Here is a 22,323-nt window from a genome sequence, read left to right on the forward strand (position 1 = left end):
TTGTGTATGCGGGCGGGTCGCCGGCGTTCAGCGGGGCGAAGCCGCGCCGGGGGCCGGGGCCGGCTTGGGTGCCTGGCGCACCGGCGTGTCATCGTCGGCCTGGAGCATCCGGTCGAGCATCGTGCCGATCAACGCCGTGCCCGCGCCCGTCTGCCCCTGCTCGCCCAGCACCATGATCCGCGGCGTGATCTGGATGTTCCGCTCGCCCACGATCTTCAGCACCTCGATCATCGCCGCGTTCGACTTCCCGATCTGCAGCGCGATCTTCTCGTACGCCTCCGCCTGCGCGTCGGCCTTGATCGTCGTCGCCTCGGCCTCGGCCTGCGCCTCGGTCACCCGGCGACGCTGCTCCTCCGCCGCGATCTTCACCGAGTACTGCGCCGTCGCCAGCTTCTTCTCCTCCTCGGCCTCCTGCGTCGTGCGCGTGAGCTCCTTCTTCTGCTCCGCCGCCTTCTGCTGCTCCTGGAACGTGAGCTGCTCTTGCTTCGCCAGTTCGCGGTCCGTCTGCGTCTTGAGCAGCGCGCCAAGCGTCTCCTCGTCGCCGACGTTGCCGATGCGCACCGCCGTCACCCGCACCCCGTAGCGGGCCATCTGCGTCACGAGCATCTGCAGCGACTGCGATTCCTGCTGCGAACGCTGCTGCACGTAGTCCAGCGCCTTCACCTTCTCGGCGTTGTTCCGGAAGATGGCGCGCACCGCCGAGTTCAGCGCGTTGCGGAAGCGGTCGCCCTCGTCGTCGCCCAGCGACGCCACCACGATCGGCGCGCTCGCAGCACTCACGACGTACTCGATCCGCACGTCCACCGGGAACGTGAACCCGTCGTTCGTGCGCACCGTGATCTCACGCTCTTCCATCGGCGAGGCGTGCAGCACCTTCTGCTGCCCGCTCTCGTTCTGGCGCTGCGATGCCGACTGCATGACATCGATGCGCGCCACCGGCAACGCCGCGAACTGCGCGACCATCTCCGTCGTCCAGATCTCCACCAGCGTGAACGCCTCGGTGTTCAGCGGGTACTTGCCCGGCAACAGAACGTCCTTGCGGATGCCCATCTCGTCGGGCCCCGCCAGCAGCAGCGGCGGCACGCCCGACGTCTGCTCGCCCGGCAGCGCGACGGCCTCGCTCGCGGGCGTCCCGAAGTTCGCCTTCAGCACGCCCACCTCGCCCTGCAGAATCTCGGTCTGGTCGACCATCCGCACGCTGAACAGACGCGGGTTGAGCGGGTAGCGCCCGGGCGTCAGCACCGACACCTGCTTGCCCTTGCGGCCCTTCCCGGTCGTGAGGAAGTACCGCGCGTCGAGCATCTGCTGGAACGTGGTGCGGGGCCATTCGGGCGCGAACAGCTGCCCCTCGTCCTGCGGCAGGCCGTCGGTCGTCTCGATCAGCCCCACCTGGCCCGACGACACCTCGATCAGCGGCACAAGGTCAACGCTGTACAGCACGGGCCAGTACCACAGGTGGACGCCCGAACGCAGGATGTCGGCCTGCGGGCCCATCTCGCCGTTCACCGCGAGGATCTTCCCTTCCTTCAGGGGCGAGCCCAGCATGTTCTTCGTCACGATGCCCACGCGATCGCCCGGGACGTAGACGATCGACGACATCGAGATGCCGAAGATCACCAGCACGAGCGCCGCCAGGCGCATCGGCTTGGCGAGCACGCGGGCCTTGTCTCCAAAGCTCGCCCCGACGAGCACCAACGCCAGCACCAGGCACAGCACCAGGACAGCAAAGCCCATGCGACACCTCCCCCGCGGCGTTACGCCGCGGCCCGGACGATGATTGGGTGCTCGCGGGGGACGCGTGCTGTCGGATCCCTACCATCCCGCCCGGCGCCCCGCGCGTCGGGGGCTGGAGGTATCGCATGTCGTGGCTCCGAGTGTCCGAGGCGCTCGCCGCGCCCGTGGGGACGAGCGTCACCGTCAAAGGCTGGCTGCGCACCCGCCGAGATTCCAAGGCCGAGGGCGGGCTGTCGTTCCTGAACGTCCACGACGGGACGTGCTTCGACGCGATCCAGGTCGTCGCGACCGGTGCGCTGCCGAACTACGCGACCGAGGTCGCGAAGCTCACGACGCACTGCGCGCTCGAGTGCGACGGCACGATCGTGCAGACGCCCAAGGGCGGGCGCGAGATCCAGGCGACCGCGGTCCGCGTCGTGGGCTGGGTCGACGACCCCGACCACTACCCGATCCAGCCCAAGGCCCACACGATGGAGTTCCTGCGCGAGAACGCGCACCTGCGCGCCCGCACGAACACGTTCGGGGCCGTCGCACGCGTCCGCCACACCCTCAGCATGGCGATGCACCGCTTCTTCGACCAGCGGGGCTTCTTCTACGTGCACACGCCGATCATCACCGCGAGCGACTGCGAGGGCGCCGGGCAGATGTTCCGCGTCAGCACGCTCGACCAGATCGACGTGCGCCGGCATCGCCCCGGGGCGCACCCGGCGCCGTCGGGCGGGGCGGCACCCGCCGACCCGTTCGCCGACGACTTCTTCGGCAAGGAGGCCCACCTCACGGTCTCGGGCCAGCTCAACGTCGAGACCTACTGCTGCGCGCTCTCGCGGGTGTACACCTTCGGGCCGACCTTCCGCGCCGAGAACAGCAACACGAGCCGGCACCTCGCCGAGTTCTGGATGATCGAGCCCGAGATCGCCTTCGCGAACCTCGAGGACGACGCGCGCCTCGCCGAAGACTTCATCCGCTTCCTCATCCAGGCCTGCCTCTCCGAGCGCGCCGACGACATGAAGTTCTTCGACGAGCGCATCGAGAAGGGCCTGCTCGCGCGCCTCGGCGCCGTGCTCGACAAGCCGTTCCGGCACCTGCCCTACACCGACGGCGTCAAGATCCTCCGCGACGCCGCGGCGTCGGGCGTGAAGTTCGAATACCCCGTCGAGTGGGGCAAGGACCTCCAGTCCGAGCACGAGCGCTACCTCACCGAGCAGCACTTCAAGCAGCCCGTCGTGCTCATGAACTACCCCAAGCAGATCAAGGCGTTCTACATGCGCGAGAACGACCCCGGCACCGACGGCGCCCCCGGCCCCACCGTCGCCGCCATGGACGTGCTCGTCCCCAGCGTCGGCGAGATCATCGGTGGCTCGCAGCGCGAGGAACGCCTCGACGTGCTCGACCGGCGCATCGACGAAATGAGCCTGCCCAAGCACGAGTACTGGTGGTACCGCGACCTGCGCCGCTACGGCACCGTGCCGCACGCCGGCTTCGGGCTCGGCTTCGAACGCGCGATGATGTTCATCACCGGCATGCAGAACGTGCGGGACGTCATCCCCTTCCCGCGCGCGCCCAAGCAGGCGGACTTCTAGACGCCACGAAAAAGCCCGCCGGCTGTGCCGACGGGCTCGTGGAACGCCGCGGTGTTGTCTCGCCTCGCTACGCCGGTGACTCGCCGGCGCCGTTACGGGCAGGGCTGCCCGCCGACGACCTGCTCGAGCGTGGCGATGTCGTCCTGGTCGACGTTGCCGTCCTGGTTGAAGTCGGGGTCGATGCTCGAGCACGACGGGTCGCCCGCGACCACCTGCGCCAGGCACGCGATGTCGTCCTGGTCGACGTTGCCGTCCTGGTTGAAGTCCGGCTCGCAGGTAGTCGGGCCCTCGATCGTCACCTGCGCCATGTCCGACGCGATGGTGCGGCAGAGGTTCGTGATCACCACGTCGTACATGCCCGACAGCGTGGCATCGGTCGGATCGATCGTCAGCGTCGCGGTCGTCACGCCCGCGTACGGGGCGGCGTTGGGCAGCGGGTTGCCGTTGCGGCGCCACTGGTACGACAGCGCGCCCCCGCCGCGGGTCTCGGCGACGACCATGAGGCTGACGGGCGTGGGCGCGGTGACGGTGACGGGGCTGGGCTGGGTGGTGACGAGGGGCTCGCAGGGGGCCGACATGCCCCGGAAGACCTGCCCACGGATCTCGCCGCCCGGGAACGCGTTGGAGTGGATGTTGATGTACGAGCGCGAGGTGAGCACGTTGGTCAGGTTGGCGGCCCCGAAGGCCCACGTGCCCTGCTTGCGCATGCCCAAAGGCAGATTCTGCACGACGCCGGCGTTGGACCCCGGGTTGGCGAAGCCGTGGAAGTGGGCGGCGATCTCGCCGCTGGCCAGGCCGCTGTGGCGAATGTCGTAGCCGAGCGTGTTGGTGCCCTGATTGACGGAGATGAGCGAGTAGCCGGTGCTGATCGAGGCGTTCATCGGCACCTCTTGCACGCCGTTGATCGGGCTGACCCAGGTGACGACCTGCCCGCGGATCTCCCCGCCGGGGAAGGCGTTGGTGTGGATGTTGACGTAGCTGAGCCCGTCCAAGATGCCCTGCTCCTGGGCTTCGGTGAAGTTCCAGACGCCGACCTTGGGCGAGCCGAGCGGCAGGTTGTGCACGACGCCGGCGTTCACGCCGTGCGTGGCGAAGCCGTGGAAGTGGGCCGCGATGTCGGGCCCGGTGAGCCCGGCGAACGAGATGTAGTACGACAGTTCATTCGTCACGGGATTGATGTTGAACAGCCCGAAGCCGGTGCCGGGGGTGGCGTTGGCGGGCACCTCCTGCCCCCCGTCGAGGTCGGCGACGGCCGAGACGATCTGCCCGCGGATCTCGCCCCCGGGGAAGTTCACCGAGTGGATGTTGACGTAGCACAGCCCGCCGAGGATCGCGCTCTCCTGCGCGTCGGTGAAGTTCCAGGTGCCGGCTTTGACGGTGCCGCTGGGGAGCGGGTGAACCACGCCGGAGTTGAAGCCGGGCGCAGAGAACCCGTGGATGTGGGCCGCCTGCTCGGCGCTCGACAGCCCCCAGTACACGATCTCGTACGTCATCGTGTTCTGGTCGGTGTCGATGACGAACCGCCCGGCGCCGCGCGCCGTCGACGCGTTCGCCGGCACCTCCTGCAAGCCCGTCAGCAGGCAGACACGGGTGACGATTTCGGCCTGGGCCATCGACGCGGCGAGCGACGCGGCCACGATCGCGATGCGAGCGGGGTTCTTCATGATGCTCTCCTTCGGAGGGGTGCGGGCGCACCGCCTTCCGGTCGAGTATGTCCGATCGCGATTCCCGCTGTGCATGAGATCCCCAGAATGACACAAACCCAAACAGTCAATGGGGTTGCGGGAAGCCCATGCGATGATCACGCGCGGCGCGGCGTGCGCACCAACGCCCCCGCACGCCAGGTTCGAATGACCCGTTCCGCGTGCCCCGATATGCCCGGCCTACGGGCACGCCCCGCCGGCAACAACCTGCTCCAACGCCGCGAGGTCGTCCTGGTCGACGTTGCCGTCCGCGTTGAAATCCGGGTCGCTGGTCGAGCACGACGCATCGCCCGCGACGGCCTGCGCCAGGCACGCGATGTCGTCCTGGTCGACATTGCCGTCCGCGTTGAAGTCCGGAACGCACGACGGCGGGCAGCCGTACAGGCCGCAGAACATCGGGAGGCGTGCGACGACCGACCGCGCCTCGCCGCCCGGGGCGGCGGGATCCTGCACGATCCACTGCGCGTACACGACGTCGCCCGCGTCGAACAGCCGCGGCGAGATCGGCCAGTGCAGGGTGCCCAGCCCGAGCCCGGCGCCGACGCCCTGCGCGGTGGTAGACCCCGCGACGATGTCGGCCGAGACGCGGCCGTTGGTCGGGGGCGTGAACGAGAGCACCAGCGTGGCGCTGGCGCCGCCGAGCGCGCCGTCGAGGCCGATGCGGAAGTGTTGCATGCCGATCATCGCGGGGGTCTGCGCGATGATGCGGGGCACGATGCCGCCGGTGCCCGGCGAGCCGCCCCCGACGAGCGCGGGGAGCTGCGCGGGCCGATCGCCCGCCAGCAGGGGGCGATCAAACGGGAAGGTCTGGCTCGCGACGCGGGGGTCGGTGAGCGCGGTGAGGAACGCCTGCACGTCGGCGGCGGCGTTGGGCGGGAGCTGGATCAGCGGCATGATCGGGTCGCGGTTCTGCGGGAACTGCGCCGGCGGCCCCCCCGCGTAGAACCGCATCACGTCCGCGAGGTTGTTGAACTGCCCGTTGTGCATGAATGTCGGCTTGAGCGCGACGTTGCGCAGGCTCGGCACCTTGAAGCGCCCCGCGTCGGCGGGGTTGCCCGTCACGCTCTGCCGCCCCGGGTCCTCGGCGATCGGACGCAGCCCGATGTTGCGGAACGTGTGGTCGGTGAACTGGTCGGTCGCAACACTGTGACAGAGCGAGCAGCGTGCCGCGTTCACGTTGGTGAACGCGTTGAAGCCCCGCACCTGCGCGGGCGTCATCGCGCCCGGCACGCCGTCGCGGAACGCGTCGAAGGGCGTCTGGTCGGCGATCAGCGTGCGCTCGTACGTCGCGATCGCCATGGCGATGCGCGACGCGGTGATCTGCGCATCGCCGAAGGCCCGGCGGAACAGGTCCTGGTACGACGGGCGATCGGCCAGCGCCGCCTGCACATCCGCCGGCACGTTCGTCGCGAGGTCCAGCGGGTTCACGCCCGCGAGCTTGTCCGCCAGCGAGTCCCAGTCGAACCCGTCGTGCGCCATCTCGACGCTGCTCACGGGCGGGCCGGCGGCCTGGCTCTCGAGCGCGCCCCCGACCGGGATCACGACCTGGCCCGTCTGCGGGTCGACGAACTGCGAGCGGGCGCGCCCGTCCCAGAAGAGCTCCGGGGCGAACGCCGCGTTGATCATCGAGTTCGCCGCACGCGTGGTGATCTGCGGGTTGAGCCCGAAGACGTCGTCGCGCATGAAGTCGTTGTCGGCGTCGGAACGGATGATGCCGGGCGAGCCCAGCACGTCGTCGGGCGTGTTGATGATCCCGTCGCGCCCCGGGTGCCGGGCGATGCGCGGGTCCGCGCCGCCCCGCGCGGGGCTGTGGCACGTGCCGCACGACACGATGTTGCTCGTCGAGAGTTGCTCGTCCCAGAACAGGACCTTCCCGAGCACGCGCTTGTCCTCGGTCAGCGGGTTCTGCGGCGGGACCGGCACCGGGGGAAGGTCGGCGCGGGCGAGCAGGCTGAGCGCCGCCGCCGTCCCCAGCGCCGCCGGCGCCACGCCCAACACCGCGATCGCCCCGCGGCGTGCCGAGGTCCTGCCCGAACGATGCATCTCCATAGTCTGTACTCCCGTGCGGGCCGAAACGGACGGGCGCGTCGGGTATTGCCGAGTATTCGGGATATCCGGCCCGAGAACTACACGCGACCCCGCGTGCCCCGGGGTTCGTCGGGGCGTCCGGCCTCCGGATCGGCGAGCAGCCGGTCCACCAGCATCGACCCGCCCACGAAGAGAACCGCGGCGAGCGGCACGATGTACCAACGCTCCGGCGGGACCCGCAGCGGCAGCCACGACGCCGGCATGGCGTAACTGAGCGCGTGGTACGCGATGCCCATGGCCGCCAGCCCGATCGACAGGCGCGACGCCTCGGTGAGCCCGTCTCGCCAGCGGGCGCCGGCCGAACGTGCCGCATCGGGATCGCGATCGACGGGGGCGAGCCGCCCGCCCCACAGCATCCACAACGCGAAGGCGAGCAGCACGCCCGCGAGCGGCGCGACCGTGCCGATGAGCAGCCAGTCGGGCCCCGTGCCGCCCGAGAACGCGGCGTGGGGCGGCGGGTGCGAGCCGGGCACGAGCGCCGGCGCGCCGGGCCCGGTCACGTCATCACCATGCTGGCGCTGCTGACGAAGGTGAAGCCCTCGGGGTCCATGGCGCCGGCGTAGTTGAGCAGCTCGACCTTGGCGGGCTGGGTGATGCGGTGGGCCGCGACGAGGTTGCCGATGCTGCACCAGCGCGTCGGGTTCTGCTGCCAGGTCATGGACGCCAGGAGCTCGTCGGGCTTGTTGGACGTGAGGAACCCGAGCATCTCGCGATCGTGCGAGAGCACGCGCGTGCGGAAGTCGACGGCGGGCTTGTCCTCGCCGCCGAGCTTCTGCTGGTCGCCGAAGGCCGGCCCGCAGTGCGAGAGATCGGCCGAGGACACGACGAGCGTGGGCCCGCTGACCTCGCTGATGGCGGCCCGGATGGCCTCGATGAAGGCGTCGAGGTCCACGCCCTTGCCGTCGTAGCTCTTGCCTTCCAGTGCGGTGGGGTCGTGCACCAGCACGCCCATCACCTTGGGGAACTCGCCCTTGTCGTCGGCGCCGAAGACGTGCTGGATCCAGGGGATCTGCAGCTCGATGGAGTGCTCGCGCTCGTGGTCGAAGCGGTGCTCGAAGAGGCGCCGGGACTGCTCCTCGCCCAGGCGACGGCGCAGGGCGGCGATCAGGTCGAGATCGGCGTGGCACACGCCCAGGGGCGTCTCGTAGCCCTTGTCGCACCCGCACACGCCGGTGGCGAAGCCGAAGTGGTTGGTGCCCAGGATGACCACGCGCGCCGGACGGGGCGTGCCCTTGAGGCGTCCCCAGGTGGCGGCGTAGTTCATCCAGCCGCGCCCGTAGTCGAGGTGCGGGGCGACCACCGCCCGCGGGAGCGCGGTGAACGCGGGCGCGTCCTTCACGACCGTCGTGATCCACTGGTTGAACACGCCCCGCATCTTCTCGGCGCCGCGCGCGGCGGTCTCCTCGGGCGACGCGGGCATCGGCTCGTTCTGCTGCTGCACGCCCTGCTGCACGAGCGCCTCGGCGAAGGCAGCGCTGGCCGCGGGGGGCAGCGTGGCGGAGGAATCAAACTCCGCACGCGTCTTCTGGAGGAGCGCGTCGAACGCGGGGCCCTCGAGCAGGAAGGCCGATTCAAGCTGGGCGACCAGGTTCTCCAGCAGCGGGCGCGTGAGCCCGCGCCCGATCTGCTTCACGATGGCGTCGAGGTCGTGCTGGCCGTCCATGAGGGGCAGCACGTGCTGCACGGCGGGCGAGCAGTAGACGATCTTGTCCGAGATCTGTCTGGCGTCGGTCAGGCCGAGCATCGGCTGGCCTTCCTGGGTCTGGGCGGGGAACGCCCGGACCTGGCGCAGGCGCGGACGCTGCTGGTGGGGGGCGTTGGGATCGAAGGCGGGCTGCGCGGGCATCTGTGTCATGGAGGGGGAGCGTAGGCCAATGCGGGGAGGACGCCGCAAGACTTGGAACCGCCGGGAGATCCGCCTAGACTCTGGGCCCAGCACCCGCCGGGTGCGTCCGGGGAGTCGGAGTTCCGCGTCATGCTCGATCTCGCGTCATTCAAGCCCGGCCAGACCATCACTCTCACGCTGAACAAGCTTCCGCGCCGGGAGGACGCCGTCCACACCGTCGAGCGGCTCATGCGCCTGGACCCGGTGAACCGCAAGGCGCTGAAGCGCGCCCAGCGGATGCGCGAGCAGCGCATCCTCATCTACAATCGTGGTAACCGGGACTGGGTCAGCCGCGAGAAGCCCGCGCTCGTCGTCCGCCCCGTCGAGGGCGCGACGTGGTCGATGTCCTTCGACTTCGACATCGCCCGCGACCTGCAGAGCGTGGGCGAGTACCTGAGCGTGAAGTCCGCCTGAGGACACTGCTTTCGCCGCTCGACCACGCAGCCCCGGCCGGAGGTTCCGCCGTGCGCTGTTCCCTCGTCCGCGGCGTCGTGCTCGTGCTCGCGTCGTTCGCCGCCCTCGCCCTCGGGGCGTGTGCGCGAGAACTCCCCCCGCCCGACCAGACCTATACGGTGCGCGGACGGATCGACGCGCTCCCCCAGCCGCCCGCGCCGCTGGCGATCCACCACGAGTTGATCCCAGAGTTCCTCGATCGCACCGGCAAGGTTGTCGGGATGCGCGAGATGGTGATGGATTTTCCCGATCTCGCCCCGGGAGTCTCGCTCGAGGGCCTCAAGGCCGGCGATCCGATCGAGTTCACCTTCGAGGTGCGCTGGAAGTCCGACCCCCGCGCCCGCGTGACGCGGATCGTGCGGCTGCCCGACGACACCACGCTGGAACTGGGCGGCGAGCGCGAAGCCCCGCCCGGCGGATCGACGCCTTCCCCGGAGAAGGCACCCGAGACAACTCCAGATCCCCCCGCACCCGCCGAACCCGGTCCGGGATAAGCACTTCCGCATCGGACGCGCGGCGCGCGCCCGGCGTGCCGTGGTTCCGGCCGGACGGGCGCGTAAAAAAACCCGGCACTCAGGACAAAAACCGAGCACCGGGTCTCGTGGGGGTCGTTGTGAAACGGCGTCGCGTGACGCACCACCCGATTCGCAGCCCGAGCGGCCCCGGTTCCGGAAGGTCCAAGAAAAAATCGTCGGTGCCGCGAAAACACGCGGCTACTGGGGCAGGTCGGCCTGACCCGGGGCGAGGCCGAGTTCGCCCATGACCAGGCGCAGATCGCCCCACACCTGCCCGCGGGTCTCCGGGGTGTAGTTGCGGAGCACGTACGCCGGGTGGAACGTCGGCATCAGACGCACCTGCCGCCCGTCCTCCAGCGCGTACGTCCGCCACTTGCCCCGCATCCGGGTCATGGACTCGTCGGACCGCAGCAGCGCCCGGGCGGCGGGCAAACCCAGCGTCACGATCACCTCCGGCGAAATGATCGAGAGCTGCGCGCGCAGGAATGGCTCGCACAGCTCGATCTCGCGTCCGGTGGGCGTGGCGTTGTTCGGCGGGCGGGTCTTCAGGACGTTGCAGATGTAGACCTCGTCGCGCGAGAGCCCCATCGCGGTGATCATCTTCGTGAGCAACTGCCCGGAACGCCCCACGAACGGCACGCCCTGGCGGTCCTCATCCTCGCCCGGCGCTTCGCCCACGAACACGAGCCTCGCACACGGGTCGCCGTCGCCCCACACGATTCTCGTGTGCGCGGTGACGAAGTACCGGTGGGGCGCCTCACGCTCGTAACGCTCGCGCAGGTCGTTCATCGCGCGGACGACGCCCGCGCGATCGCGTACGCCCGCGCGAGCGGGCACTTCGTTCGCAGGTTCGGGCGCCGCGGCGGGGGCTTCCGGCATGCGCGGCGGGGGCTCGGCGGGGCGAGGGGCCCGCGAAACAGCAGGCGCCGGGCTCGGCACGGCCGCCGGGCCCGGGGGAGCCGCCGGGTTTGCAACCATCGCCGGGCGCGGAACAGGCGTGGGCTCGCCCCGCGGGGCGGGCGCCAGGGGCGACCCCGCCGGGCGTGCGTACGCGGGAAGGAAGTCCACGCCGCTCGCGAGCGATGCCTCGGCGTGCAAGCGCACGAGACGAGCGAGGTCGGGCGTCGGCGGGTTGGACGCTGCGCCGGTCACTGCGGCGTCGTAGGCGTGGGAGGCGTCGTGGGCGCGGAAGGCGGCGTGCCGCCGGGCGCGGGCTCGCCGGGCGCGGGCTCGGTGGGGGCGGGTTCGCCGGGCGCCGGGGTCTGCGGAGCGGGCTCGGCCGCGCCGGGCTCGGTGCCGCCCTGAGGAACGGGCGGAATGGCCGAGGGCGGGGGATCGCGCATCGGGTCGGTGTTGGCCTTGGCGGTGGCGGGCTGGGTGTCGAAGTCGGCCCCGCGTCCCTCGAACAGCCCGCTGAGGTAGGCCCCGGCCAGCAGCCCGACCGCGAGCCCGAGCACCAGCCCGGGCACGAACGCCTTGACGAACGAGGGGGATGTTCCGGTGGCAGAGGTCATCGGGGGCTCCGGGGGAAGCGGGGAGGGTATGCGGGGGTGGTCGAGGTCAGGGGCGGGCGGACCGCCTCATACGGTAGACCCATCGGGCATAGTCGATGAGCCCGTGAGCCAACTCTCGCGCGGGAGGCGTGCCGCGCCCGAAGGCGGTGTGCCACCGCCAGGTCCAGTAGGCCCCCCGGAAGCGGAAGCGGGTGATGCACGCGAGGCGGGCGAGTTCGTAGAAGCCGCCGAGGGTTTCGAGGATCGCCCGCACGCGTCAGGCCCCCGCGAGGACGCGCTTGTACCACTCGATCGTCTCGCCGAGCCCTTCCTCGAGCGGGGTGACGGGCTCATAGCCCAGCAGTTGGCGGGCGACCGAGATGTCCGCCAGGCTGTGCTTGACGTCGCCCGCGCGCTCGGGACGGAAGACGGGCTGGATGTGCGGCACGCCGCACTGCCGGGCCATGACCTGCGCGAGTTCCAGCACGCTCACCCGCCGGGCGGTGCCGACGTTGATGACGTTGCCCGTCAGGCGGCTGGGGCACGAGCCGGCCAGCAGGGTGGCGAGCACGGCGTTGGAGACGTAGGTCATGTCGCGGGTCGCGGTGCCGTCGCCGAAGATCGTCGGCGCCTCGCCCGCGAGCAGGCACTTGGCGAACGCCGCCACGACCGCGGCGTAGGCGCTGTCCGCGCTCTGGCGGGGCCCGAAGATGTTGAAGTACCGCACCGACGCCGTGGACAGCCCGTAGCAGTGCGACCACACGGCGAGCAGTTCTTCGCCCGCGAGCTTGCTGGCGGCGTAGGGCGACAGCGGCTTGGCGGGCTGCGTCTCGACCTTGGGCAGTTCGGGCTGATCGCCGTACGCCGAGGACGACGCGGCGAAGACAACCCGCTGGGCCTTCACCGCGCGGGCCGCCTCGAGCACGCGCAGCGTGCCCGTCGCGTTCACCGACCACGTGCGCTGCGGCTGCTCGATGCTCTTGGGCACGCTGCCCAGCGCCGCGAGGTGAAAAATGGTCTCGGCGCCGGTGACGGCCTCGCGCAGCGAGTCATCGTCCAGGATCGACGCGTGCACGAAGCGGACCCGGTCGGGTTCCAGTTCGATCAGCCCGGACAGGTGGTCGAGCGTCGAGTTCGACAGATCGTCGATCACACGGATCGACGCGCCCAGCGCCAGCAGCGTGTCGCACAGGTGCCCGCCGATGAACCCCGTGCCGCCTGTCACGCAGACCGTTCGGCCTTGGTAGAACGTCCGGAGCTTGGACACCTTGTCGGCGGGCAGCTTCATGGGGGGCACCATCGTATCGGCGTCGGCCCTCCGACGCCAGACAGAGTCGGACGAGCGTCCGGGGCGAGAGCGGTGGCGGGCAAAAACAAAGCGGCGGGCCCCGGAAGGGCCCGCCGCGCGAGGGTCAGACGAGTGGCGCGAACTCAGCGGGGCTGGTTCTCGCCCTGGGGCGCGCGGGGCTGGCCGGGCGCCGGGATGAACACGGTGATCTCGTCGTCGCGGACCGGGAGGCGCAGCTCGGCGCAGGTGGTCTCGGAGATGACGAGGAACTCACCGTCGCGGGTGGTCCGGACGGTGATGGTGCCCGCGCGCTTCTCGCCGCGGGGGATGCGGTCGGCGATGCGCCAGGTGAACTTGGTGCCGGCGCGCTGCGGCTGGCCGAGCGTGGAGGAGACGAACTCCATCCCCTCGGGCAGGACGATGCTGACCTGCACGTTCGTCAGGTCGACCTGGCCCTGGTTCGTGACCTCGTAGCGGTAGGCCTGGTTGGTGCCGACGGTGACCACGCCCTCGCTGTCGTCCAGCAGGGTGGCCATGTCGGGCGTGCCACGGACGCCCGTGGTGCACGAATCAGTGACCGCGTTCGCGCAGGTGCACGTCGCGGTCGCGGAGGCGGTCATGGTGCCCGCGCCGCCGGCCGAAACGGTCATGTTGAGCGTGCGGCTGGCGTTGGCGTTCAGGGTCGCCAGGTTCCACACGACGTTCGAGCCCTGCAGCGTGCCGCCGTTGTCGGCGCTCACGAACGTCGCGCCCTGCGGCAGCGGCGCGGTCACCACCGTCGCGTTGCAGTTGCCGTCACCCTTGTTCGAGACGGTGAACCGGAACGTCGCCTGCCGACCGATGAGGATCGCCTCGGGGCACTCGGCCTTGATGGCCAGCTCGGGCTGGCGCACCACCGTCGTCGTCTGGTTCGAGTTGGCCGTGAGGTTGCCCTCGGCGACGGCACGCCCGGTGTTCTGGAACGAGCCCTTGCGGGTCGCCTTGGCGTTGAACGTGAACTCACGCGACTGGCCCGCGTTCAGCGTGCCCGCGTCGAACTCGACGCTCGAGCGCCCGTCGGCGGTGGTGAGGCCCACCGGGAGCGGGTCGGTCACCTTCACGTTGCGCGCGACGCCCGTGCCCGTGTTCGTCACGACGAGCTTGACCGGGATCGGGTCGCACATCATCACCTCGGCCGGGACGGTCTTCGTGAGCGCCAGCGAGGGCTTCACGACCGGGATCGTCATGCACGCGGGGATGGTGTAGCTGAGCGTGGCGCACGACTGCACGGTGCCGACGTTGCCCGCCGCGCCGTTCACGCGGATGGTCTTGGTCTCGCCGGGGGTCATGCGCCCCAGGTCGAACGCCCACGCCCGCCCGCCGTCGGCCGACGCGCCCTGCGGCGTGGTCGAGGCGACGGTGAACCCGCTGGGCATCGACTCGACGACCGTCACGTCCTCGAGCGTGCTGGGCGAGACGTTCGTCACCTTGATGAGGTACTCGAAGGGTGCGCCCGCGATGACTTCGCTGGGGTACGAGCGATCAAGGAACAGGGCGGCGTTGTTCTGCACGCCGGACGGGTAGTACACCCCGGAGCCGGACGAGGCGACCGGCGTCGTCCGCGCCACCTCGGTGGTGCGGGCGGGCTGCGCGGCCGTCGTCGACTCGGGCCCGCGCGGGGCGTGCGTGCGCGTCGGCTCGCCGGGGCCGCGGACGGTGCCGTCGTACGGATACCCGCGATCGCCGGTCCGCTGCTGGCTGCACCCGATGACGCCGGCCAGCAGAGCCATGACGCCAACACCGATCAAGGACTTCATGTTCACAACTGCCTCCTCATCACTACTGCACCCGGGCGGTTGAACTCGGGCGCAACCTCGCAGCCCGGCCAAACCGGGACTCATGCTCCCGGCGACAGCCGGGCCCCGATCACTACCCCTCCGTTCGGTCACCCCTGCGAGCCGGACAGGCTTCGCAAAACACCACGCTGTGGGTTGCGGAGGATTCTCTGTCGCATGTGTGGGGTTGTCAATGAGTTCGAGCATGACGGCATCCTGCGAGCGTGCCAGTCGTGCGGGTACTTCTCGCGCTCGCGGATGAACACCGCATGAACTGCGCGTTGCTTGTGCGACGCTTTTCGGAACCCCGATGAGATCGCGGGGTCACACCGGAACAGATATGGCGAACGATGTTTCTTCGTGGACGTCGTATGTGCTTCTATTCGCAGCGCTTGCGCTCACAGCGTGGGTGCTGCGGGGCCGGCGCGCCCGTTCGCCGCGTTGCCCGCGCTGCGCGTATGCCATGGTCGGGCTGGATCTGCTGAAATGTCCGGAATGCGGGCTCGAGGCCGCGAGTGCGCGCGTCTGGACGCGTCGACGCCGTCCGTGGCGGGCCCTCTGGCTCGCCCTGGCGCTCGCGCTGCTCGCCTACGCCGCCGCCGCCACGCCCCGAACGATCCGCGAGGGCTGGGCCGGCGCCGTGCCCACGCCCGCGCTCGTCGTGATGTTCCCCGCGATGAGCCCGGCGTGGGATCAGGTCACGCGCCCGCTGGAAGACAGGCCGCTGCGCCTCGAACTCGCGCGCCGTGTGAACGACAAAGAACTCGGCCTGCTCGGGCCCGTGTGGGAGCGCGTGTGGCTGTGGCGCACGCGCGCGTCGTTCTCGTACGCCGGCCGCCTGGGCGTGCCCGCGCGCGACCGCGCACTGCTCGAACAACTGCACACGACGATCATCGGTGAACTGCCCGCGGGCGCGACGTTCGAAGACGCGCTGCTCGCGATCCGCGGCTCGGGGATCCACTACGTCAACCCCGACTGGGCGGGGCTGCGCGCATCCGGGCTCCCAGAATCCGCGGCCGCGCCGCGTTGGAAGGGCGGCACCGCCGCGGCGTTGCTCGACCGCCTGTGCACGCACCCCGGCGGCCTTCCCGCGGCCCGGTGGACCGTGCACGATGGATGGATCGTCGTCCACCCGGCCAACGAGCCCCCGATCCGCGTCTTCGCGTCGTACGACATGCCCGACACGCTCGCCGACGAGCGCTCGGTGCTTGACGCGATGCGCGACAAGTGGCCGGAGCCGGAGGAAACTAACCCGCTCATATCCGACAGCGCCTCGTGGTACTTAGTCTCGCCCCCACTGACATCTCTCGCCGGCACAGTCCCATACGTCATCGAGCCCGACGGGTGGTTCGACAACGGCGGCGACACCAGCGCGCTGTCCGTGATCGGCGGGCGAATGGCCATCTCGGCGCCGGCGCCGGTGCACGAGAAGGTCCGGCGCCTGCTCGACGCGATCAACCAGGCCACGCCCGAGACGCCCCGCACGGCCTTCGCGGACGGCACGCTCGCGACCAGCGATGCGGCGGCGACCGGGCGAGGGCCGGAGGCGCGGCATGCGGTACGGGTCTACAACGTCACCGACCTGCTCGCGCGCTCAATGAGCCCCGACCCGCCGTCGGTCGACCCGATGCTCGACCTGGGGTACGCGCTTTCGTCGTTCGTACGCCCCAACGACTGGATCGACAACGGCGGGGACCGCGCCCACTGGTTGCCAGTTCACATGCGCCTGGTGATCGTCGGCGATGCGCGCCTGCACGCGGAGGTCGAGGATCTGCTGGCGAAGCTCCGGGGGCCCGGGCAGCCGCTGCGCCGGTTCGACCCGTTGACCGAGCCCGCGGAAGCGGACACCCCGCGCGCGCCCTCCGGCACGGGCGATGGCGATCCGCCGAGCGGCGCAGAGCCGCCGCCGGAGCCCGGCGAGTAGCAGCGTCTCGCGCGGCGCGAGCGGTCGTTCGGGACGCAGCGACGTGGCGCTTGCCGCGCTCTACGGAGCACGCGCGACCGTCCGGGGGAGGTCACGCGGCGCAGGACGTTCAGCTCGCCACGGGCTGGGCGTTGGAGCGGTGCAGGGCGCGGATGAGCGAGAGTTCGAGGGCCGTCAGGCCGGCCCGCGTGGCGTGTCGTGCGAGCTGCACGCGGTTGTCGCAGTGGAGCTTTCGCCCGAGGCTGGCGCGGTGCCACTCGACGGTGCGCGTGCTTCGGTGCATCATCGCGGCAATCTCGTCGCTGGTGCGTCCGTGCCCGAGGTGGTGGAGCAGTTCGAGTTCGCGCTCCGTGAGCGCCGCGAGCGGGCCCAGGTGGTTCGAGTGGGCGAGGGGCGCGGGCGGATCGGCGGCGATCTCGGGGACGTCGGCCTCCAGGCCGCAGGGCCTCGCGACCATCAGCGCCTCGCGCCGGCGCGGAGCGGCGGCGCGGTACGACTCGGTGCACAGGACGCCCATGAGCATGCCCCGGACGCGGACGCGGTTCTCGCCGTTGCACGCCCGGTTGATGAGCTCGACGCGCTCCTGCGCGAACTCACGCCCGAAGATGGACGCGAGCGTCCGCCCGGCGAGCGTGGCCGCGTCGACGCGAAGGAGCGCCGCGGCGCTCGGGCTGGCGTGCAGGATGGTCGCGGCGTCGTCCAAGAGAAGGATGAACGCCCCGGCGTCGGCGTTCAGTGTGTCCCAGGTAACGTCGCCAGTAGGAGCTGCTGTTGAAGGCATGCTGTCTTCGTGTGGGGTGGCTCGAGGTTGAGAAGGCAGGGACAACTCGCCGCACATGCGGACCTCCGTTCCCCCGCTGAACCAAGCGTTGCATTCTGCGGCTTGGCGACAAGCCCACAGCCGACGAATGCTCGCAAACCCAGTAAAAATCCCGAGACTTTTCCTTGGGTCTTGCGCTTGGTCCGCGCGTGAATGCATGCGCACTCCACCGCGCTCCTGCGTGAGGCGCGGGTGAGAGCACCCAACTTCGCTCGACCGACGTTCAGGAGATGTCAGGCAACCGTGATGCTGCGATCGAGGTACACGTCCTGCACGGCCTGCAGGAGCGCGACGCCGTCGGCCATGGTCTTCTGGAAGGCCTTGCGCCCGGAGATGAGCCCCATCCCGCCCGCGCGCTTGTTGATGACGGCGGTCAGCACCGCGTCCTGCAGGTCGGCGGCGCCCTTGCTCTCCCCGCCCGAGTTGATCAGCGGGATGCGCCCCATGTAGTTGTTCAGGATCTGGTAGCGGCAGAGGTCAATGGGGTGCCCGCCGTTGCCCCACTCATCGCTCCCGCACAGCTCCGTGTACACGCGCTTGTCCCACTTGCCGTAGGACGAGCCGCCGGTGTTGAGCGCGGCGTACCCGCCGTTGTTCACGGGCAGCTTCTGCTTGATGATGTCGGCCTTGATCGTCGCGCCCAGGTGGTTGGCCTGCCCGGTGAGGTCGGCGCTCGCGTGGAAGTCCACGGGCTTGTCGGGCTGCGGGGTTCCCGCGGGGTGCGCGGGGAACGTCTTGAACTTCGCGTTGCGCGTGTAGCACCAGAGCACCGTGACCATGCCCAGCGCGTGCGCCTCCTCGAACATGTCGGAGACATACGCGATCTCGTCGCGCGAGGAGTCGTTGCCGAAGTACACCGTCGCGCCGACCGCCACCGCCCCCATCTCGTAGCACTGGCGGACGCTGCCGAAGTACGACTGCTTGTAGATGTTCGGGTACGTCAGCATCTCGTTGTGGTTGAACTTCACGAGGAAGGGGATTTTGTGGGCGTACTTGCGGGAGACCGACGCCAGCACGCCGACGGTCGAGGCGACGGCGTTGCAGCCGCCCTCGATCGCCAGGCGGACGATGTTCTCCGGGTCGAAGAACTCGGGGTTGGGCGCGAAGCTCGCGCCGGCGGAGTGCTCGATGCCCTGGTCGACCGGGAGGATCGAGATGTACCCCGTGCCGCCGAGGCGCCCGTGGTTCATGATGGTCTGGAAGTTGCGCAGCACGACCGGCGAGCGGTCGGAGAGCGCAAGGACGCGGTCGACGAAGTCGGGCCCGGGCAGGTGCAACTGCCCGCGCCGGACGGTCTTGGACTCGTAGTTCAGCAGCGCGTCGGCCTGCGCGCCCAGGACGGCTCGGACGTTCGTTGCGGTAGACATGGCGTGATTCCCCGAAAGACGACTATACGTCGGGCGCCGGGGCCGCATGCTTCGGGGGCCTCCCGAACACGCCGACCAGCGCCACGACCGTCACCAGCCCGTACCAGGGCATCGTGTACCGCAGGTTGCCGGTGAACACCATGAGCGGGACGGCCAGGGCGTGGGCGAGAAAGACCCCGCCCAGGAAGACGAACGTCCAATCAGCGCGGCGCACGAGGCGCAGGAGGCCGACGAAGAGCAGGATGGTGACGACGGGGCGTCCCGCTTCGGCCGCGTCGTACACGGCCCCGAGCGCGCGTGCGTGGGGCGAGCGGTGCAGGTCGTTCAGCGGGCGGACGGTGGGGTTGAAGATGGCCTGCTCGGGCGGGCTGAAGCGAACGATGTGGTCCTTCCAGTTTGTGCCGCCGATCACGTGGGGCGTTCGACCGATGAACGCGTCGCTCAAGAAGCCGGGATCGCCCGCGAAGTAGGGCGGATGGCGGAACCGCACCCCCAGTTGCGACAGCACGGCCTTGGCCGTCACCGTGCCCATGCGGTCCGCCCGACGGACGAACGTCTCCTGCCAGAGCAGACGGCACCGCGCGTCGCGCACGATGAGGGGGTGCCCGTGGGTCGGTACTTCCGGGACACCCCACGCGTGGCAGAGGTCGAGGAAATCCCACGAGGCGAAGGTGGTGCCGCGGCATCGGGCGCGGACATCGTCGAACTGCTCGAACGAGAGCGTGCCCGACTGGTTCCAGTCGAAGAGGGTGTTCTCCCACGTCCAGATCGCGCGGTTCCAGTCGCTGCCGATGGTCAGCGACCATCGCCCGTAGAGCCGGTGCGTGAGCGAGAGCATCGGCGCGAGCGCCACGAGCATCGCCGCCGCGCAGGACACCGCGCCAAGGAGCATCCGGGGCGAGCGGGCGCGCAGGGCGAGCAGGCCCAGGCACAGCGGCGCGATGGCCGCGAAGACCTGCAGGTTGGGCCGCGTGAGGCAGCCCCCGGCGAGCGCGAGCCCGAGCAGCGCGGCGAGGGCGATGGTCCGCGCCAGCGGGGCGCGTCGCGCCACGCGATCGGCGGTGTGCACGAACAGGAAGCCCCCGAGCATGATCCAGAAGATCGTGAGCTGCTCGGTGAGGAGGCTGCGCTGCCACACGATGAGCGCGGGGTCGCAGGCGACGAGGATCGCGGCGAGGGATGACAGGGCCGGAGACAGACGGCGCCGCGCGATGCCCCAAGCGAGCAGGCTGGACGTGATGGCGATCCCGGTCTGCGCGAAGCCCAGCCCGATGGAGAAGTCGTTGCTCCACGCGACGAACGGCAGGATGAGGATGGCGTAGCCGGGGAGGCGCCAGCCGTCGTAGTGATCGAACGTGCCGGTCTCGAGGAGCCACCGGACGAACAGGACGTAGGCGGTGCCGTCGCCGGAGTGGATCATCGGCGCCCACGCGTGCATCCAGACGGGCACGCCGACGACAACGCCGAGCGTGAGCAGGCGGAGCGCGAGGCTCGTGCGACGGGCGGGCGCGGGGTGCGGGGCGGGCCCGTCCGAATGCCCGTCCGGACGACGCAGGAACTCGCGGACCAGCCACCGGACGACCAGGAACGCGAGCGCGAGCGCCGCGGCGCACACCGGCGCGGGGAGCAGCCACGCCCACGCCGGGACGCGGGGCGGCTCGAAGACCAGCCGCCCGGCGGGGGCCGTCGCTCGATACGCGCCTCCTGACCCCGCTTCGCCCGGGCGTTCGCCCACGTGCTCAAGCGTGCGGACGCGCAGGCCGCTCGTGCCCAGGTGCACGCCCAGCAGGTGCTGCGACACCTGCGCGCGCTCCAGCGAAATCTCAACACCGGGCGAATCGTGCCACGCGAGGAACACCTCGGACAGCGCCTGGTTGGAGACGCGGTAGCGCAGATCGAGAGGCGTGCGCGTGTCGAACGGCGGCCCGGGCTGGTTCGGGCCGAGGCGCTCGGCGAGGTCGATCCAGTGCCCGTTCGGCGGCAGCCCGTCGACGGGCGTCCAGCCGATCTCCCAGCGTGCGCCCGCGTCGCGCAGCGACAGATCGATCGCGACTTCGCGCGCCACGAAGAGGCGGGCGACGAGCGCCCCCGACATCAATGACAGCAGCACCCAGGCGAGCAGCGCGCCGAGCTTCCACCAGACTCGCCCTGCGCGGGTTGCTGTCACGCGGGCGGAGTGTACCGGTGCGTGACGATCGCGGCGTGCGACACCAGCGGATTAGGGCTCCTTCAGATCGCCCGTCTGGCGGTAGCGCTCGCGGTACTTCTCGTACAGCTTGGTCTGCTTGTTCGAGAGGTCGATCTCGCGCCCGTCGATGAACGCGCGGCGGACCTGCGTCGTCACTTCCAGGGGCGTGCCCGTCGTCAGGATGAGCGTCGCCGACTTGCCCGCGTCCAGCGAGCCGTAGCGGTCGGCGACGCCCAGCACGCGGGCGGCGTCGAGCGTGATGGCGCGCAGAGCGGCGTCGGCGGGCAGGCCGTGCGCCGCGGCCATGGCGGCGGCGTACGGCAGGTTGCGCTCGTGCGCGGTGTCGTCGCCCACGGCGATGGCGAACGTGATGCCCGCGCCGTGCAGGCGCGCGGGCAGCGAGAACGCGTCGTCGTACGGGCTGTCGGCGCGCCGGGGCATGACGAACGTGCCCGACGACAGAATCACCGGCACGCCGTGCTTGGTCAGCAGTTCGGCGCAGCGGTCGGCGTCGCGCCCGCCGACGATCACGCAGCGCAGGCCCCGCTCGGCGAAGAACGTGACCGCGCCGTTGATCTGGTCGAGGTCGTTCGCCAGGACGTACACGGGCATGGAGGGCGGCTGCGCGCCGGAATCCGACGCCGACTGGCGCGTCCCGAAGACCGCGCGCATGGCCTCCCAGCGCAGGTCGATCGGGGCGCCCGGGTCGGCGGTGCGCTGCGCGTGGTACGCCTCGGCCGCGTCGAAGATCTCGCGGATGCGCGTCAGCGCCCGCTGGGCGTCGCGCTGCTGATCTTCCTCGCTGCGATCCATCCACCACGCGGTGAAGGTGCGCGTCGAGGGCCAGCGGACGATGAGCCCGGCCTGCGCGGCGACGGCCATCTCGCCGGTCGTCCAGCCGTCCAGGCGGATCACGCTCGCGCGCCCGGGCACGATGCCCCCGGTGGGGAACACGCCCGCCACCAGCACGCCGTTGGAGCGCGTCACCGGCAGCAGCGTCGAGTCCGGGTTCACCGCCGTCACGGCGACGACCTCGGGCGAAAAATCGCCGGTCTCGGCGGTGTCGTTGGTCTGGCGGACGGCCTGGATCTCCGTCAGGCCCAGTTGCGAGTAGGGCGAGATCAGCCCCGGGTAGACGTGCTGCCCGCCCGCGTCGATGAGCGCGACGCGCTGCTCGCCCCCCGCCGCGCGCAGGGCGTCGGGCCACGAGGCCCTGTCGTAGACACCCACGATGAGGCCCTCGGCGAAGAGAATCGCGCCGTCGGCGACGGGCTCGCCCGACACCGGGTGGATCGTGGCGTTGACGATCGCGATGGGACGCGTCTGGGGCGGGGCCTTGACGGTGAGGTCCTGCGCGAACGCCGGCAGCGCGGCCAGCACGGTCGCGGCGAGCGGCGTCAGTCGGGCGAGGCGGGCGAGAGGGGCGTGGGTCTTCACGGTTGTCTCCGAGGCGACGCGCGTGTCGCGATGC

Annotated in this window: 17 protein-coding genes; 4 read left to right on the forward strand and 13 right to left on the reverse strand. The window is 70.6% G+C overall.

From position 1 onward, the window contains the following. Positions 1-27: 27 nt before the first annotated feature. Positions 28-1,734 carry an SPFH domain-containing protein gene (locus tag SFY69_07510; GenBank protein MDX2131881.1) on the reverse strand — a complete coding sequence of 569 codons (1,707 nt, stop codon included), beginning with the start codon at positions 1,732-1,734 and terminating at the stop codon, positions 28-30. A 125-nt stretch (positions 1,735-1,859) separates the two neighbouring features. Between SFY69_07510 and asnS the strand changes: the two genes are divergently transcribed. Next, positions 1,860-3,314, forward strand: a complete 1,455-nt coding sequence (gene asnS / locus SFY69_07515) for an asparagine--tRNA ligase (protein MDX2131882.1) — start codon at positions 1,860-1,862, stop codon at positions 3,312-3,314. Between the two features lie 92 nt (positions 3,315-3,406). Here the strand turns inward: asnS and SFY69_07520 are convergent, their stop codons facing one another. The 4 genes from SFY69_07520 to amrB all read right to left on the reverse strand — a co-directional run bounded on the left by SFY69_07520 (position 3,407) and on the right by amrB (position 8,960). Further along, the gene (locus tag SFY69_07520) at positions 3,407-4,978 is read right to left on the reverse strand and encodes a CHRD domain-containing protein (protein ID MDX2131883.1); all 1,572 of its coding nucleotides are present in this window, start codon (positions 4,976-4,978) and stop codon (positions 3,407-3,409) included. 219 nt (positions 4,979-5,197) lie between these two features. Next, positions 5,198-7,066 (reverse strand): cytochrome c peroxidase, encoded by a 1,869-nt coding sequence (locus SFY69_07525; protein ID MDX2131884.1) that lies wholly within the window; start codon positions 7,064-7,066, stop codon positions 5,198-5,200. Positions 7,067-7,143: 77 nt separating this feature from the next. Further along, positions 7,144-7,605 carry a hypothetical protein gene (locus tag SFY69_07530; GenBank protein MDX2131885.1) on the reverse strand — a complete coding sequence of 154 codons (462 nt, stop codon included), beginning with the start codon at positions 7,603-7,605 and terminating at the stop codon, positions 7,144-7,146. Then, the gene (gene amrB / locus SFY69_07535) at positions 7,602-8,960 is read right to left on the reverse strand and encodes an AmmeMemoRadiSam system protein B (GenBank protein ID MDX2131886.1); all 1,359 of its coding nucleotides are present in this window, start codon (positions 8,958-8,960) and stop codon (positions 7,602-7,604) included. The genes SFY69_07530 and amrB overlap by 4 nt, the downstream gene beginning before the upstream one ends. Before the next feature lie 120 nt (positions 8,961-9,080). Here amrB and SFY69_07540 point away from each other — a divergent pair, with 120 nt between their 5' ends. Beyond that, positions 9,081-9,404, forward strand: coding sequence for a hypothetical protein (locus SFY69_07540; GenBank protein ID MDX2131887.1), 324 nt, complete (start codon positions 9,081-9,083; stop codon positions 9,402-9,404). A 50-nt stretch (positions 9,405-9,454) separates the two neighbouring features. After that, entirely contained in the window at positions 9,455-9,937 is a 483-nt protein-coding gene (locus SFY69_07545) for a copper-binding protein (protein ID MDX2131888.1), read from the forward strand. A gap of 219 nt (positions 9,938-10,156) precedes the next feature. On the opposite strand, the gene SFY69_07550 is transcribed toward SFY69_07545, so the two are convergent. The 4 genes from SFY69_07550 to SFY69_07565 form a co-directional block, all read right to left on the reverse strand. Next, complete coding sequence (locus tag SFY69_07550; GenBank protein ID MDX2131889.1) at positions 10,157-11,110, reverse strand: uracil-DNA glycosylase; 954 nt, start codon at positions 11,108-11,110, stop codon at positions 10,157-10,159. After that, a complete protein-coding gene (locus SFY69_07555; protein MDX2131890.1) occupies positions 11,107-11,472 on the reverse strand; it encodes a hypothetical protein in 366 nt (121 codons plus the stop codon). The genes SFY69_07550 and SFY69_07555 overlap by 4 nt, the downstream gene beginning before the upstream one ends. Before the next feature lie 256 nt (positions 11,473-11,728). Then, positions 11,729-12,739, reverse strand: a complete 1,011-nt coding sequence (locus tag SFY69_07560; protein ID MDX2131891.1) for a GDP-mannose 4,6-dehydratase — start codon at positions 12,737-12,739, stop codon at positions 11,729-11,731. A 143-nt stretch (positions 12,740-12,882) separates the two neighbouring features. Beyond that, a complete protein-coding gene (locus tag SFY69_07565; GenBank protein ID MDX2131892.1) occupies positions 12,883-14,535 on the reverse strand; it encodes a hypothetical protein in 1,653 nt (550 codons plus the stop codon). A gap of 481 nt (positions 14,536-15,016) precedes the next feature. Between SFY69_07565 and SFY69_07570 the strand changes: the two genes are divergently transcribed. Next, entirely contained in the window at positions 15,017-16,477 is a 1,461-nt protein-coding gene (locus SFY69_07570) for a hypothetical protein (protein MDX2131893.1), read from the forward strand. Between the two features lie 109 nt (positions 16,478-16,586). Here SFY69_07570 and SFY69_07575 read toward each other — a convergent pair whose 3' ends face one another. From SFY69_07575 to SFY69_07590, 4 genes are all read right to left on the reverse strand, one after another. After that, positions 16,587-17,258 (reverse strand): helix-turn-helix transcriptional regulator, encoded by a 672-nt coding sequence (locus tag SFY69_07575; protein MDX2131894.1) that lies wholly within the window; start codon positions 17,256-17,258, stop codon positions 16,587-16,589. A 272-nt stretch (positions 17,259-17,530) separates the two neighbouring features. Continuing rightward, positions 17,531-18,664, reverse strand: a complete 1,134-nt coding sequence (locus SFY69_07580; GenBank protein ID MDX2131895.1) for a class I fructose-bisphosphate aldolase — start codon at positions 18,662-18,664, stop codon at positions 17,531-17,533. 22 nt (positions 18,665-18,686) lie between these two features. Further along, entirely contained in the window at positions 18,687-20,831 is a 2,145-nt protein-coding gene (locus SFY69_07585) for a hypothetical protein (protein MDX2131896.1), read from the reverse strand. Positions 20,832-20,882: 51 nt separating this feature from the next. Then, complete coding sequence (locus SFY69_07590; protein ID MDX2131897.1) at positions 20,883-22,289, reverse strand: amidohydrolase family protein; 1,407 nt, start codon at positions 22,287-22,289, stop codon at positions 20,883-20,885. Between the last annotated feature and the right edge of the window lie 34 nt (positions 22,290-22,323).

It is taken from the genome of Planctomycetota bacterium (assembly GCA_033763975.1).
Classification (GTDB): domain Bacteria; phylum Planctomycetota; class Phycisphaerae; order Phycisphaerales; family UBA1924; genus RI-211.

Excerpts from the sequence above, each read along its gene's own strand:
- SFY69_07510 (MDX2131881.1), bottom strand. The coding sequence starts at position 1,734 with ATGGGCTTTGCTGTCCTGGTGCTGTGCCTGGTGCTGGCGTTGGTGCTC.
- SFY69_07520 (MDX2131883.1), bottom strand. The coding sequence starts at position 4,978 with ATGAAGAACCCCGCTCGCATCGCGATCGTGGCCGCGTCGCTCGCCGCG.
- SFY69_07540 (MDX2131887.1), top strand. The coding sequence starts at position 9,081 with ATGCTCGATCTCGCGTCATTCAAGCCCGGCCAGACCATCACTCTCACG.
- SFY69_07570 (MDX2131893.1), top strand. The coding sequence starts at position 15,017 with ATGGTCGGGCTGGATCTGCTGAAATGTCCGGAATGCGGGCTCGAGGCC.
- asnS (MDX2131882.1), top strand. The coding sequence starts at position 1,860 with ATGTCGTGGCTCCGAGTGTCCGAGGCGCTCGCCGCGCCCGTGGGGACG.
- SFY69_07525 (MDX2131884.1), bottom strand. The coding sequence starts at position 7,066 with ATGGAGATGCATCGTTCGGGCAGGACCTCGGCACGCCGCGGGGCGATC.
- SFY69_07555 (MDX2131890.1), bottom strand. The coding sequence starts at position 11,472 with ATGACCTCTGCCACCGGAACATCCCCCTCGTTCGTCAAGGCGTTCGTG.
- SFY69_07580 (MDX2131895.1), bottom strand. The coding sequence starts at position 18,664 with ATGTCTACCGCAACGAACGTCCGAGCCGTCCTGGGCGCGCAGGCCGAC.
- SFY69_07560 (MDX2131891.1), bottom strand. The coding sequence starts at position 12,739 with ATGAAGCTGCCCGCCGACAAGGTGTCCAAGCTCCGGACGTTCTACCAA.
- SFY69_07575 (MDX2131894.1), bottom strand. The coding sequence starts at position 17,258 with ATGCCTTCAACAGCAGCTCCTACTGGCGACGTTACCTGGGACACACTG.
- amrB (MDX2131886.1), bottom strand. The coding sequence starts at position 8,960 with ATGACACAGATGCCCGCGCAGCCCGCCTTCGATCCCAACGCCCCCCAC.
- SFY69_07565 (MDX2131892.1), bottom strand. The coding sequence starts at position 14,535 with ATGAAGTCCTTGATCGGTGTTGGCGTCATGGCTCTGCTGGCCGGCGTC.